The sequence below is a fragment of the uncultured Granulicatella sp. genome (assembly GCF_938030755.1).
Lineage (GTDB): Bacteria > Bacillota > Bacilli > Lactobacillales > Aerococcaceae > Granulicatella.
The window spans coordinates 1-14771 of the sequence record NZ_CALHIF010000065.1; the positions used below are offsets into that span (position 1 = coordinate 1).

General features: G+C 39.5%; 14 protein-coding genes, 1 other RNA gene and 1 pseudogene. All 16 read right to left on the reverse strand.

The genetic code is table 11. The features are described 5' to 3' along the window. On the reverse strand, window positions 1–329 hold a 329-nt coding region (locus Q0594_RS06810), incomplete at its 3' end, for a nucleoside triphosphate pyrophosphohydrolase family protein (protein ID WP_298730736.1). Window positions 330–484: 155 nt separating this feature from the next. Further along, a pseudogene (locus Q0594_RS06815) lies at window positions 485–1354 on the reverse strand (YafY family protein); the annotation flags it as partial. A 563-nt stretch (window positions 1355–1917) separates the two neighbouring features. Continuing rightward, complete coding sequence (gene recR, locus Q0594_RS06820) at window positions 1918–2514, reverse strand: recombination mediator RecR (protein ID WP_298730737.1); 597 nt, start codon at window positions 2512–2514, stop codon at window positions 1918–1920. A gap of 17 nt (window positions 2515–2531) precedes the next feature. Next, the gene (locus Q0594_RS06825) at window positions 2532–2849 is read right to left on the reverse strand and encodes a YbaB/EbfC family nucleoid-associated protein (RefSeq protein WP_048713938.1); all 318 of its coding nucleotides are present in this window, start codon (window positions 2847–2849) and stop codon (window positions 2532–2534) included. 29 nt (window positions 2850–2878) lie between these two features. Then, window positions 2879–4597 carry a DNA polymerase III subunit gamma/tau gene (gene dnaX / locus Q0594_RS06830; protein ID WP_298730738.1) on the reverse strand — a complete coding sequence of 573 codons (1719 nt, stop codon included), beginning with the start codon at window positions 4595–4597 and terminating at the stop codon, window positions 2879–2881. Window positions 4598–4658: 61 nt separating this feature from the next. Further along, on the reverse strand, window positions 4659–6803 hold the full coding sequence (locus Q0594_RS06835) for a UvrD-helicase domain-containing protein (protein ID WP_298730739.1): 2145 nt from the start codon (window positions 6801–6803) through the stop codon (window positions 4659–4661). A gap of 71 nt (window positions 6804–6874) precedes the next feature. Beyond that, window positions 6875–6974: signal recognition particle sRNA small type (gene ffs, locus Q0594_RS06840), an RNA gene on the reverse strand. A gap of 532 nt (window positions 6975–7506) precedes the next feature. Beyond that, entirely contained in the window at window positions 7507–7746 is a 240-nt protein-coding gene (locus Q0594_RS06845) for a hypothetical protein (RefSeq protein WP_298730740.1), read from the reverse strand. A 73-nt stretch (window positions 7747–7819) separates the two neighbouring features. Further along, window positions 7820–8467: a DNA alkylation repair protein gene (locus tag Q0594_RS06850; RefSeq protein WP_298730741.1), complete on the reverse strand. Its 648-nt coding sequence runs from the start codon at window positions 8465–8467 to the stop codon at window positions 7820–7822. A gap of 64 nt (window positions 8468–8531) precedes the next feature. Then, window positions 8532–9038 carry a tRNA adenosine(34) deaminase TadA gene (tadA, locus tag Q0594_RS06855; protein ID WP_298730742.1) on the reverse strand — a complete coding sequence of 169 codons (507 nt, stop codon included), beginning with the start codon at window positions 9036–9038 and terminating at the stop codon, window positions 8532–8534. 4 nt (window positions 9039–9042) lie between these two features. Further along, on the reverse strand, window positions 9043–10293 hold the full coding sequence (locus tag Q0594_RS06860; protein ID WP_298730743.1) for a hypothetical protein: 1251 nt from the start codon (window positions 10291–10293) through the stop codon (window positions 9043–9045). A gap of 84 nt (window positions 10294–10377) precedes the next feature. Further along, window positions 10378–10836, reverse strand: coding sequence for a low molecular weight protein-tyrosine-phosphatase (locus Q0594_RS06865; protein ID WP_298730744.1), 459 nt, complete (start codon window positions 10834–10836; stop codon window positions 10378–10380). A gap of 130 nt (window positions 10837–10966) precedes the next feature. After that, the gene (gene dcuC / locus Q0594_RS06870) at window positions 10967–12349 is read right to left on the reverse strand and encodes a C4-dicarboxylate transporter DcuC (protein ID WP_298730745.1); all 1383 of its coding nucleotides are present in this window, start codon (window positions 12347–12349) and stop codon (window positions 10967–10969) included. 22 nt (window positions 12350–12371) lie between these two features. Continuing rightward, complete coding sequence (rihC, locus tag Q0594_RS06875; protein WP_298730746.1) at window positions 12372–13283, reverse strand: ribonucleoside hydrolase RihC; 912 nt, start codon at window positions 13281–13283, stop codon at window positions 12372–12374. A gap of 1 nt (window position 13284) precedes the next feature. Beyond that, window positions 13285–14190, reverse strand: a complete 906-nt coding sequence (locus Q0594_RS06880) for a ribokinase (protein WP_298730748.1) — start codon at window positions 14188–14190, stop codon at window positions 13285–13287. Continuing rightward, complete coding sequence (locus Q0594_RS06885; RefSeq protein ID WP_298730750.1) at window positions 14177–14593, reverse strand: GNAT family N-acetyltransferase; 417 nt, start codon at window positions 14591–14593, stop codon at window positions 14177–14179. The genes Q0594_RS06880 and Q0594_RS06885 overlap by 14 nt, the downstream gene beginning before the upstream one ends. Window positions 14594–14771 lie beyond the last annotated feature (178 nt).

The following is a 14771-nucleotide window of genomic DNA, read 5'->3' on the forward strand; positions in this document are numbered from 1 at the left end:
TTCCCATCTTCCCGATAAATCGGATCTCCATTTTCATCCAATTTGCTAAGGTTGCTTCTGTGGATTTCTTCAAAAACATCATCAATCACATTTTGCATTCCATGCTCAATAATTGTTCCACAAAGAATATAGAGCATATCTCCAAGTGCGTCTGCCACTTCTACAACATTCCCTTTTTTAGCCGCTTCCAAATATTCTCCATTTTCTTCAGCCATCAAGTCAAATCTCAATTTTTCCAATCCATCCTTTAATTTTCCAATCGGCTTTTTAGAATTTCCAAGTTTATAAATTCTGTGAAACTCTTCCACACATTCTATTTTTCTTTTCATCTATTTTTATTTTCCTTTCAAATTTATATTAAAATTATCGTGCTTATTATAAGCAAAATCAGTATTTTTACAATATCCGTATATAAAACTGCCGCCACATAAAATCTTATTTTCTCCAAAAATTCAGTTTCATTATTTTCTAAAACTTTTATTTTTATCATTTTTTTTATTTTTATTCGTATTTCTTCTGGCTCCAAAACTTCTACCAAGTCTCCAAAGGAAAAAACGTAGTTATATAGGTTATAGTCATTTGGGATTTCTATTTCAGTATATAAATTTCCGTCATTATCTTCTGTAATTTCTCCGTTTAGTTCATCATATACCCTGAAAGCAACTTTACGATCAAATTTAACCTTTATACGCACTTTATTATCATTTGGCATTTCTTTTTTGAGAACTACATCTTCAAAGTTGTCATCAAACTTTTCCGCTTGGATTTCCAAATTCTTTATCCGGGACAATTTGAAATATCTAAAGTCATTTCTAAGTAAACACAAGGCATATAGATACCAATCTTGACTCTTGAAAAGTAGTCTAACAGGTTTAACTCTTCTGCTTGTTTCTTTTTCATTACTGCTAAAATATGTGAATGAAACAATGTTCTTACTTAAAATTGCGGACTTAATATCATTAAATGTTTTTTCATACATCTTATTGTTTTGCCAATTATTAAAATCAACTTCTATCCAACTGGTATTTTTTATTTTAAAGAGTGCGGATAGTTTTGTTAGAAGCTCATTCTCATGTTTTATTGTTGTATTCTCCAATCCCTGAAGAGCTGACATAATCTGTTGTTTCTCGTTTTCAGACAGTAGTGATTTACTAAGCACAAACTCTTCAGCAATTTCTATTCCACCGCCCTTTCCTTGTGTGGCATATATGGGAATACCTGCACTGCTGATAGAGTCAATATCTCTATAGATCGTCCTGACTGATACCTCAAATTTATCTGCAAGTTCATTTGCCGTAACTTTTCCCTTTTCTAAAATATAATAAAGTATCCTAAATAGCCTATTATCTTTCATCGTCTTAACATCTCCTATATTTATTGTACCATAATAACTTGACATCTATTGACATATTATGAAATGTTTTTCCAAATCATGATAGTGCACTTATCTCTCTTATTAATAGTAACAACAATAGCGAACAGTAACCGATGTGAATTAGAGGGCAATTTAAGACATTCGCGTTTCTCCCTTCCCAAGACCGGAAGGCAAGCTCTGCCATTCCTGTCCTCTTCACAAACTCAAAGAAGTAACCCGCCTGACTTATCTTAGCTCCGCACCCCATCGAAACGCACTCTCCCGCCTCATCAAGGAAAAATAAAATAAAATCTATTGATTCAAAGCCGTATCGTTGGCTTAAAAAAGCCCTCGGGGACTCTATAGTGAGAATAGTAAAGAGAAAGCAACCGATGTGAATTAGAGGGAGTTATGAGATGCTCCTTATGGAAAATACTTTATACAGTTAGACGCAGTAGCTGATTGAATTAAGCTTCATCACTTGTGATTTGCTTAATACTAATCAGCTTTGCGGGGGTAAGACAACGTCTTAACCTTCATTTTCATTGAATCAATAGATTTTATTATAGTTCTCTTCGTCCTTCGATGGCACGCAGGAGAGTCATTTCGTCAGCGTATTCGATGTCGCTGCCGACCGCTAGCCCATGAGCCAGACGCGTTACTTTAATGCCCGCTGGCTTGATGAGACGGGACAAGTACATGGCAGTCGCTTCACCTTCCGCTGTCGCGTTGGTCGCAATGATAACCTCGTTGACTTCCGGATTCTGCAACCTCGTAATCAAGGACGTAATATTAATATCATCCGGCCCCGTCCCTTCCATCGGAGACAACACCCCGTGAAGCACATGATAGAGCCCCTTGTATTCCTTCATCCGCTCCATACTCATCACATCCCTGGCATCTTCCACCACGAGAATCTTCGTATGGTCGCGCGTTGTATCCGCACAAATCTCGCACGGATCCTCTTGCGTCACATTGCCACAAACCGAACACATGCGTAAGTCACGCTTGCAGCTGATGAGCGAATTCGCAAAAGTTAAGATGTCTTCTTCACGCATATCCATGCAGAAGAAGGCAAGTCGTGCAGCCGTCTTCGCACCAATCCCCGGAAGCTTCATAAAGCTATCCATCAATCGTGCAATCGGTTCTGGATAATGCATGCTCCAACCTCCATCGATTAAAATCCTGGGATATTTAATCCTTTAGTGAATTGACCCATTGTTTGGTCGTTGGCTTTTTCTGCTTGCGTTAACGCATCATTCGTTGCCATTAACACTAAGTCTTGTAATAATTCTACATCATCTGGATCTACTGCTTCTGGTTTAATTTCCACGTTTAAGACTTGGCGTTTTCCGTTTACCGTTACTTTGACCAAATCACTTTGAGAAGTTCCAGTGTATTCTGTTTGGTTTAACTCTTCTTGAGCTTGTGCCATTTGTTTTTGCAATTTTTGCATTTGTTTCATCATGCCTTGCATATTTCCCATTCCACGCATGGTTGTACCTCCGTTAATTCGTATTATTTCTATTCTTCAATTTGAACGAACTCTTCTCCGAAAAGCTCAATCGTATCTTGTACTTTTTGTTTAAATTCTTGTTCTTCCTCAGAAATCGACTCTTCCACAACGGGTGCCTCGGTCACATGAGAGACCGCTTCGCCTTCTTTATTCTTCTTGCGTTCCAAAACGAAATCGGAACGAATTTGTTGCCATTGTTCGCTCGTGACTCCGACAAAGGTTCCGCTGTAGCCTCCGAGGCGTTCGAGATGTCCTTGAACTTCTTCATGGAATCCTACAGTCGTCTCAGCCAGTCCGCAAATATGTTCATACATAAATTGCATCACAAAGCCATTTGGACCTGCAGCAACTGGTTGTGCTTGATTGATGAGCGCTCGTTGTTGCGGGGTTAAGCAACTCAGCAAGTCGCCCCATAAGTCACGCACCTTTTCGATGTCTTCTTTGGTAGCTTCCATCAAAATTTTGTTCACGGCCGACACATTCGGCTTGAAGCTTGCTTTTGGTGCTTTTGTAGCTGGTTTTGGCGGAGCTGGTTGCGAAGAAGGAACACTTCCTCCTTGCATCAACGTAGCCATTTGTTGCCTTAGCTGTGCGAGTTGTTGTTGCAATTGCTCCACTTCCTCGCTACTTGGCGCTTCTATTGCTCTAGGCGCAGCACTTGTTTGCTTTTGTGCCATTTTAATTGTTAAGACTTCGAGTGAAATCGTTGGTTTTGTGGTAAAGCGCATTTCTTGTTGCGTTTGATTTAAAGCTTCCACAAAGCGGTATAAGAAACTTGCATCCACTTCGTCTTTAAATTGCAAGAAGCGTTCGCTACGACCGACTGCCTCGCCACTTTGTTTGGCTACAAGGAGGTCTCTAGCAAATTCCAGCCATTCTTCCACCAAACGGCTTGCTTCTTTCCCCATTTTAAAGAGTTGTTGTAAGCTTTCCAAGGCTTCTTCTGCTTTTTGCGCTTGTAAGTCCGCTACAAAATCAATCATCAAGTCATCGGTCAGGCTTCCCGACACTTGAATCGCTTCTTCAAACGTGACTTTCCCGTCGCCAAATGAAATCATTTGATCGAGTAGACTAAGGGCGTCCCGCATTCCCCCGTTGGCACATCTAGCCACTACGCTTAAGGCATCCGCTTCGTACTCTATACCTTCTTGGTCTAGAATATACGCCAAGCGGTCGATAATTTCTTGTGACGTAATCCGTCTAAAGTCAAAGCGTTGCGTACGAGAAATAATCGTCGCTGGAATTTTATGCGGTTCTGTCGTTGCGAGAATGAAGATGACCTTTTGAGGCGGTTCTTCTAAAGTTTTTAAGAGTGCATTGAACGCTCCTGTTGAGAGCATATGCACTTCGTCGATAATATAAATTTTGTATTCTGCTTGCGTTGGTGCATAACGCGCCTTGTCACGAATATCACGGATTTCTTCAACCCCATTATTGCTGGCCGCATCGATTTCAATCACATCGCCAATCGTTCCGTTCGTGATGCCTTTACAGATTTCACATTCGTTACAAGGTTCGCCGTTTCTTTGGTTTGGACAGTTAATGGCCTTTGCAAAGACCTTCGCGGCACTCGTTTTTCCTGTCCCACGAGGCCCCGTAAATAAGTAAGCATGACTCGTTTTTTGATTACTAATCGCGTTTTTTAACGTATGCGTCACCGCACTCTGTCCGACCATATCATCGAACGTTTGTGGACGCCATTTTCGATATAATGCTTGATAAGCCATATTACTTCCCTGCCTTTTTAAAAATTTACAGTTCTATTCTAGTATAGATTCTTCAAAAATTCTACTGTTCGACGCGTTTCATCGGCGCCTTTGACGTTTGAATAAAGCGACTTTCTGTCCCTTTTGGAACAATGAGGGATAGACGGTGTTTTGCCCTTGTACAAGTCGTATACAGCATCATTTGTTCTTTCGCGGTATGATACGCTTCATCGGTTGCATTCCAAATGATCACTTCGTCAAACTCCATCCCTTTCGCCACTTGAATCGTCGTTAATACAAAGCGACTGCCCAGAGACTCACTGCTATCTTCTAGAAGCGCAATGTCTTCCACGCTTAGCAGTTGATGTAAGGCTTTAGCTTCTTCCATCGTCCGACATAAAATCGCCGTTGTGTGATACACTTTGGGACTTTCTTCCAATAGGCCTTTCAAACGCTTAAGCTGCATGCCATCTGCATCGCTATACAGCGTTACTTCGCTTCCCGTACGTGGGAATACATTTTTATCGAGTGGCCATTTTAAGATTCCATTGGCAAATCGTGTAATTTGTGCGGTACAACGATAGCTGATTTCAAGCGAGCGATTCATCAAGGTCCGGTTTGGAAAGACCAGTTGGACGAGTTCTGGATGTCTGGCTTCCAATGTGAAAATCGAAGAAGACGTCGTAAACGACTGGTAAGTGTCCCCAACGACCGTGAATTTCGCTCGGAAATAAAAATTCGATAAAGTGCCTAGCCATAACAAGGACACGTCTTGCACTTCGTCGATAAACAGGTGGCTATACCCCACATAATCGCGAACCGGAGTGACTCTTGTCGCCACATATTGCAACAGGCGAATCCCTTCTGCTGTCACTTGGATGCGAGACCCTTCTATTTTCTTCAACGGAATTGGCGCATTGTCGATCTTCTCTAGCTCTTGACGGCGCACTTTTGCTTGTGGCATCCATTGTTGAACCAAATAGGCGATGTCCACAAAGGCGAACATTTCGACCTGTTGCGTCACTTCGAGCACTTCTTTTTCGAAGACCTTTTGTCCAAGTACTTGGAAATACTCTGCCTCACTCTTCGTCTCAACATCCTTCATCAAGACTTCGATTTGCATCGCATTCATAGACTCGTAGACGGCTTTGGCCTTCTCGGACATAAAGAATTTATTGAGGCGGCGTTTTAAAGTACGCTCTAAAACGGTTTGCATTTGCGTTAATTGTTGATGCAATGGTAAGCTCACATTCACATTTTCAGTGAGTTTTTCATAGTCCTTCATCGTGAAGACCGCTTGTCCTTTAATCCCAATTGCTCGATACGGTAAGTCTTTCGCCGTTAGCCCTTGGAGATTGCGATGAACAAGTGCAATCCACTCACTATCCGTTAAGTACACTTTACGGGTTGGCACTTGGCTTAACGTCGTCGTTTTATGCAAGTACATCTTGCGGTATAACTCAATCGTATGTTGCGCTAGCGTCTGTTGGTATAACTCGCTTCCCGTTAAACTTGGGATTACATGCGATACGTATTTTGCAAAAAGCTGGTTGCGTGATAAGAGCAGCATATCGCTCATCCGCTTGTCTTTGGCTTGATACATCAAATACGCAATGCGTTGGAGTAAGATTGTCGTTTTCCCACTTCCGGCGCATCCATTCACGATGAGCCAGTCTTTCGGGTTCAGACGGATAATTTCATTTTGTTCTTTTTGAATCGTTGCGGTGATGCCTTCTAAATGCCCATCCTTATTCGTTGGTGCACTTAAGGCTTCCATTAAGAGCGATTCTTCATTTTCAATATCATAAACAGACTGTAAGGTTCCTTTTTTGATGACGATATCTCGTTTTAGAAAGGCTTGTGCTTTTTGCGCCCCATTTGGAGTCTCGTAATGAAGCTCTCCTAAGGTTCCTTCATAAAACAAACTCGCAATAGGTGCTCTCCAGTCATACACCTGTACTTGATCTTCTTCATCAAAGAAGGTCGCTGGTCCGATATACATTTTTTCTACTTTTTCGTCTTTTCCAAATTGAACGTCAATTCTTCCAAAGTATGGAGATTCTTTTTGTCTTTCTAATTGTTGGATTCCATACTGAATTGTATCTTGTCTAGTGATATCCAGGTCGCGTTCTTGCAGACGTTTTTCTTCGAATGCAATTCTGTCTTCCATTAGCTTTTTCACACCTTCTAGATGCTTAGCTTCTTCTTGGAAATTTTGGTTCTTCATGCGACTCACTCTCCCTCCACTGGATATTCTTTCTCATAAAAACAGGCTGAACCTCTGGTCCAGCCTGAATCTTCTTCTATGTACATACAGCACATAGCGAACATTACTTATAGCTGCTTCCTTCCGGACCTGACTCGATTCATAAGTTCGCTATTGCCATATGGCCTAACGGCACGTATTATTATACAAAACTTCTTTTTGAAAAGCAAGCAGATAACGCTTGAAAAAGAAATTATTGGAAACTACTAAATAAGAGTGAGCAAATGAAACTATCCCATCGGTTTTTGCGGTTAAATGCTGGGAGTATTCCATACATCGTTTTCTCTTCTTAAAAGCACACCCTTCAGGGGGTTGATTTCTTCGAATGCTTGCGGATTATTTTATAATCGCTGTTACGGTGGCACCGGTGTAAGCCGTGGTCTTACACCTTCGAAGCTTCAAACGAGAAGTACAGGACAAGTCCTTACTTCTCGTAATTCACATTCGATGTACTTCCCCGTTACTGCGATTATAAAATCCGCAAGCTTCTGCGAAATCAACGTGAAGAGATTGCATGTCTGCTCCCTAGCTCTAACGATGGATTTTTTGCTCCTCTATTTTCATTTTTTTTAAGCGAAATTGCTTTGTTTTCTCAAATAAAACCGTGCCGAGGGATGGCAAAAGAGACACTAAAAAAGATAGTCTCTCCCGAAGGAAAAACTATCTAAGATGTTCGCTTGCGCTTACTGATGGTTGGTTTTTTTGTTTCTTCTCTTTCATCGAAAAATAACATCAATGGGAGTAACGTCCATAACAAATTCCCATCGAATACACTTAGCCATGATTCGCCTGTATATAATTTCAATCCTATTCGAAGGATTAAGGCAAGTACATTGACCACTATGGCTAGCGTAAATAATTGTTTGGCTAATTGAGAATTTTCTTTTTGTTTTGGTTTTTCCATGTTGAACTCTCCTTAGTTGCTTTTCGTTATCTTTATTAAAGCATTTTAAGGATCCGTGCAATAGGCACTTTTGTCATGGATTGCAATTACTAAAGTCATGCTCTTTTGATAAAAATTTGCTCGCCAATTGATACACTTGCTGAATGGCTTTTGAATCGAGAGTCCATGTTTCTAATTCAGCCTGTATTAAATCCGGGTACTTCTTGCTAATATCTCGAAGGGCATTACCAACCGATTTTCGGACATACTCGCTTTCGTCTTCTTTGAGGGCGGCAATTCTTCGGATAGCTTCATGGGGATGTTCTTTAAAATACGGCCGGCTCGTCCAGATTCGTAAGCCTTCTGTGACCGCTCGTCTGGTATTGGCACGCGGATGAGCTAGCCACTCATCGATGACGGGAAGTGCTTTTTCGTAGCCGACCTTTTTACCATACTCGTCGAACGCCTTCGCTAGGGCTTCTTGCACTCTCCAGTTATCGTCCTTGGAGACTTCCTCTCTCATAAAGGTGAGAACTTCCTCTTTCTGTGATAAATAGCCAAACAGGAAGACTCCGTACATTCGAACTTGATACACCTCAGACTGATAGGCGAAATGTGCCAATCGCTCTATTCCTTCTGACTTGTATATTTGATAATCTTGTAAGGCTCTTCTTTCTTCCTCTTTGAACCCGCTCTGAAAGGGCGCAAAGGCCTTCCCTAATCGCTCGATATACGTCTTCAAACAAATGCTCCTCTCTTGGTGGAATCGCCTTTATTATACTCCATTCAATCAAAAAGCACAGCCCCTACTCGGATAGCTGTGCTTGTTTTGCTTCTTGTTTTCTTTGTTTATTGCGTTCACGAAGGCCTTTGAAGAAAGAACGTAGGATTTCTTGGCATTCCTCTTCCAGTACCCCTTGATCTACTTCAACTTGATGATTAAACCGGCTATCTTGAAGTAAGTTCATAAAGGTTCCGGCTGTCCCTGCTTTTGGGTCAAAGGCTCCAAATATCACTTTCTTCATCCGTGCGAGAATCATCGCTCCGCTACACATCGGACAAGGTTCCAATGTGACGAAGAGTTCACAGTCCTCGAGTCGCCAGCTTCCTAAATATTGGTTGGCTTGGCGAATCGCTTTGATTTCAGCGTGAAGGGTGGCGTCTTGTTCCTTTTCGCGTAAGTTATGGCCACGACCGATGATTTCACCATTCAAGACGACAACCGCTCCGATTGGCACCTCTTCTTGGTCATAGGCTTTCTGGGCTTCCTTCAACGCTTCCCTCATAAAAAATTCTTTTTCCTGAAGTTCCATACTCTTACTGATAGACACGCTTCGTCACGACTAGACTGTGCGGTCTCTCAAACTCCTTATCTAAATAATCTTGATACGTCCCTGGAGAAATAAACCCTCGGGCGCTTAAAATATCTGTTCCTGCTTTTCCAACTATCGTATCTGCTAGCAGTACGCAATTGGTACTCATCACAAAATACGTCTTAAATTTAGAAGAGACGAACTTATACAATTCCGCGTCCGCTTCTTGTTTTAACTTGTACGCATACATTGGTTCGACTTTATCAATTCCTGGATGCGCTGGTTTCACGTTTTGTGGTGGATCCCATGGTACTGTCAGTGACATCAGTTTAGCGATTTCTTGATCGATGGCCGCGAGTTGTTCGTCTGACAAGGCCAATCCGTAGCCAAGTAAGGTCTTATGGTTTTCGCGCTTGCAAAATTCAATGTATTTTTCACGGTCGGCACTAAAAAGTACCCCGTCCCCCATCGTTCCAAAGAGGCGCTCTGAATTCGTATCGTAGTTCCCGTAGGAAATAATACGACCCTTATAACAAATATCGACATGCCCCATCGCCCCAAAGCCGTCTTTGGTGACGTGAATAAACATTTCTAAGTTTGGCTCGGAATTTTCTTTGGCACGGTCGTAAATTTCTGAAGCTGTTTCACCTTCATTTAGTTCAAGGGCATCATTAATTTTCTGTAAGGTTACTCGCGGAATAATCGCGGCTAACACAAGAGGTAGTCCTTGACGAAAATGCCGGCGCAACACTTTCTTCCCGACTTCTGCCTCAAAGAACCATCCATCCCGAAGATTGCTAATTCCGCGCCCAATCAAATAAAGGGAGAGGAAGAACATTTGCAATTTTCCGGTGCCTCCAAGAGCGATTAACGTAGCTATCCCGACAACAGACAGCCAAATCGTATCCCAAAGCAAACGAAGACGCGGATGAATCCCGTCTTTACGGTAAATATAGTACGTCACTCCGCTAATGCCGGCGTTCATCACTTGATTCAACCCCATCAACATACTGACAATACTGATAGGCAAGGAGATGAAAAATTGATTTCCCGCTAAGTAGGTATAGAGCACTAATTTCCCCGCATTCATCCAAAGTGGATCTTTGGCAGCCGCCTTACTAAACCAACGGAACAGCAGATTCCACAACTCACGAAATGCTAAAAACAGCAGAAATAGACGTAGCATCAATTCCGGAAAGCTTGGCCCAAAGTAAAGAAGCAACATCCCAACAACAAGAAATCCGGCCCCCTCCAAAAGAAGCTTTTTCCCTGTGATGCCTAAGTCGCTAATTTTTTTCAAATGCATCCCCTCTCTCGTCGTTTATTCCTAAAGTCTAAACTATAATTCTGTTTTTAATTGCTCTAAGAGCGCCTTGCACCCCAAAGTCACATCACGGTATGTCGCATCAAAGTCTCCGGTATACCACGGATCGGCGATATCACGTGAGACTCCAGCCACTTCTAGTAAGCGCGCCACCGTCGCATCCGTTTTTCCATCTACAAAAGAGTGAATATTACGCACATTCGACGCATCCATCCCCAAGATGTAGTCCGCGTCCAGGTCCGTTTCATCCAACGTCCGTGACATAAGCCCCTTTGCGGAAATGCCGTGCTCCTCGAGTTTCTTACGAGTGCCGTGATGCACCGGATTCCCATGCTCCCACGTACTTGTTGCCGCAGAATCGATCGTAATTTTATCTTCCAATCCTTCTTCATGAACCATTTTTCTAAATACAGCTTCTGCCATTGGCGAACGACAAATGTTCCCCAGGCAAACAAACACCACCTTCACGGGCATCCCTCTCTTTCTTTTTGTAAGTATATCATATAATTTATAAAGTTATCTGTATACTAGAATCTTAACAAAAACACACGAGAACTATACAAATAAATTCTCGTGTGTTTTATTTAATTTAAATCATTTTACTTTATTTAAAAAGCACGAAAGATAAAATTAACATGAAAATCACCCCTACCACCATAGGTACAGACGTTCTTTTCACAATTTCAAGCGGTTCTTTCTTTGTACTTCCAGCAACAATCATAACAACAGCTGACACTGGCGAAACAGCACGTAATAAATTCCCTGCTAATCCCATAGGAACTGTGACTGCGTATGGACTAATACTTGCCGCTGCAGCTAAAGGAACCATAAGCGGAACCATTGCAAAGAACAACGCTGTTCCACTACCGCTTAACAATACGATGATTGCAGTAAATAAAACTAAAATTAAAGGTAACAATACTCCAGATGCGCTTGTACTTTCCATAGTTTTCTGAAGAATTGTAATAATACCTATTGCTTTCAATCCGCTAACAAATACAGATGCAGCTATCAGTAAAATTACGATAGACATTGAATTCCCCATCCCTTTAAAGAAGAAATCAACCTTATCAAAAGTAACTTTAAACTGTTTATTTCTAAACAACTCGCAAATAATTGCAATTACAAATGAAATTATTGCTACCACTTCAACAGATAGTTTCAAATCAATTCCCAAACTAGAATTTAAAATAAATACTAATAGCATGATTAGAATTGGTAATAATGGTAATAACGCATAAATGAACTTAAACATGCCTGAAAGTTCTGTTTTCTCTACATCTTCTGAGCTTTCTAAATCATATTTTTCATCCGATAAAACTACTGATTTATCACAGTATTTTTGCCATAAATAGTGGGCAATTGCCATTACAAACAAAGTTGGAATGGATACAATAGCATGATAATTAAATACATATTCTGCAACAGGCATACCTAATTCTTGTGCTATAGCCACATTATCAGAACCCAAAGGAGTAGGCATTACAGTTGCGGTAGTGGCAATAACTGCCGCGGCCGTTAACGGACTCATTTTAGATTTTATTAACACTGGATATAGCGTTGCTAATAAGATAATAGCTAAATTAGAAGCGCTTGGAATAACCAATGACAATAAATTTCCTAATAAAAATACAATTGGTACTAAAAAGTATGATGACTTAACGTGTTTCAACGGTTTAGTTAACACGTTTACCGTAACTTCATTTGCACCGATCTGATTCATATAAGCTGTATAGCCACCTAAAATAATAATGACTAACCCTGCACCAGAAAGTGTTGTTTTAAATTGAGATACTACAGACGTTAAAGGATCTATAAAAGCATTAACAGGTTCTTTTATAACCGCTATTCCTGATAAGGAAGCGATATATAAAAGTAAGATTCCTATTCCAAACATCGCAACTTTAATATCTGCTTTTTTTAATAATAAATACGTTATCAGGGCAACTGACAATATACCTAACATAATTGTAACAATCGTATTCATGATAATTCCTCCTCTATATTATTTAACATTTTTCAACCGCAGCCACAAACCACTTTCTAAAAGCATCTGCATCGACAGAAACAGCTACTACAGCATTCTCTTCTTTCCCCATCTTTTTATTTATATCAACTATAGATGCTCCTTGAGTTAATTCACCTTTAGTCTCAATTGCCACATATTCATCCGACAAAGTATAGATTTCAGGAGCTAATAGATACGCTACCGCTGTACTATCATACATTTTTAATCCTGTAGAAAAACTTCCTCCTCTATATCTTTTAAATAAGGCATAGAACATTTCACCTGTACCATTCAACTGTTTGATTTGCTCTGATATTTCTGGGAAAATCAATGCTTCTTTCCCAATCTCTAATGGACAAATTACTTTTTTTACGGGAGCTTCTATGACAATTTTTGCTGCTTCAGGATCAAAATGAAAATTATATTCTGAGTACACACCTGAATTTCCTCTACCGATTGCCCCACCCATAATTACAATTTCTTTAATTTTTTCAAGATCTTTCGGATAGGTACGAATTAATAAAGCTATATTGGTTAATGGACCAATACATACGAGCGTTGTCTCTTCATTATTTTGAATTACATTATGCATTGCTTCGAGAGCGCTTTCTCTTTTGAGTAAACTATTATCAGCTTCAGGAAATTCATATCCTTCCATCCCTGTTTTTCCATGTACAGATTCAACAGACATAGCTGATCTTAACAAAGGTCCGCATGCACCTTTAGCAACAGGTATTTTTTTCCCCAGAAACTTTAATAATTTCAGAGTATTATTTGTAACGTGCTCTATTCCAACATTCCCTGCTACTGTTGTAATTAGTTCTATATCTAATTCTATCGCGTTTGTTGCAATAGCAATGGCTACTGCATCATCTATGCCTGGATCAGTATCAATAATAACTTTTCTTGCCATCTCATAGTTCCTCCTCAATTTCTCTTAGAGTAGGCACATAATCATGCGCATTCTCTTTCGTACAAGCTAGAGCTCCGGCAACAACTGAATATTGTATTACGTCTTTAATTTCATATCCTTTCCAAAGCCCAAATACTAACATACCAATAAATGTATCTCCAGCCCCCGTTGTATCTACGACTTCAACATCAATTGTTGGAATTAAGCCCTCCAAATTGTCTACTGCATAATACGCACCTTCTTTACCTAAAGTAATTATTATATTTTTTACTCCGTATTTACGAAGCTTACTAACAACGCCATTACATTCCATCTGACTTTCTGGATATATTCTAGTTAGCAATTCTGATTCTGATTGGTTCAACACTAAATAATCAATTTTTTTTAATATTTTATCAGGTATCTCTTTAGCTGGTGCAGGATTAACGACAACTGTCATATTTTTCTTTTTTGCCACTTCAATCGCATGCCACAATGTATCTAAAGGAAGTTCAAACTGAATTAATAAAATATCTCCTTGAGTTCCATCCAGAAAATTATCTACATCAAGAACCGAAACCTTTTCATTAGCACCTCCTACCAACAAAATTCTATTATCATTATTTTCGTATATAATAATAGCTCTCCCTGTTGGCTCGTCGTCCAGAATGACACTATCTACATTAACTCTGTATTTTTTTAATTCCGAAATTGCTTCTTCACCTTGAATTTCCTTACCTACTCTTCCTAAGAAGGTAGTATTAGCTCCTAACGAAGCTGCAACTATCGCTTGATTTGCGCCTTTCCCCCCGAAACTTATATGATAATCCTTTCCATGTTTAGTTTCTCCTGCTTTAGGAATAGCATCAATACTGATTTTTTCGTCTATATTAATACTTCCAATAACATATATTTTATTTTTCAACATACATCACCATTCCACTTCCAAAGTGATTATTTGATCGAGTAATAAAACCAAATTTCTCATAAAATTTCTTAGCGTCTTTTGTAATTAGTAAACCTCTTACATGTAATAAGTCTTCATCATTTATCAATGTTTCAACTAATTTTTTTCCTATTCCTTCTCCTCTATATTCTTCATCTACTATTACATCACATATATAATAATTTGTAGTATAGTCTGTTATTGCTCTTGCAAAACCAATTAATTTATTTTTATCTGTATCATAAGCAAAATAACACAAAGAATTTTCAACTGTTTTCTTTACAGTTTCCCTTTTTCTATCCTTTGCCCAATATGAAGTATTTAACAGTTTTGTTAAATCATCTAAATTATAGTCAGCATCATTTTTAATAATTTTATAATTCATAAAATCTCCTTCCAGAAAAGTTTAATTTTTTTATCTATTATTTTTTGTTATTTTATAATATAAAAGTTAAAATTTGGTAAAAAAATAAAGGCTATTACAAATTTATTTTACAATAACCTTTACACATAAATGTTTATTCTTTAATAAAAAATGAAATAATAACCAAAATAAATGGAAT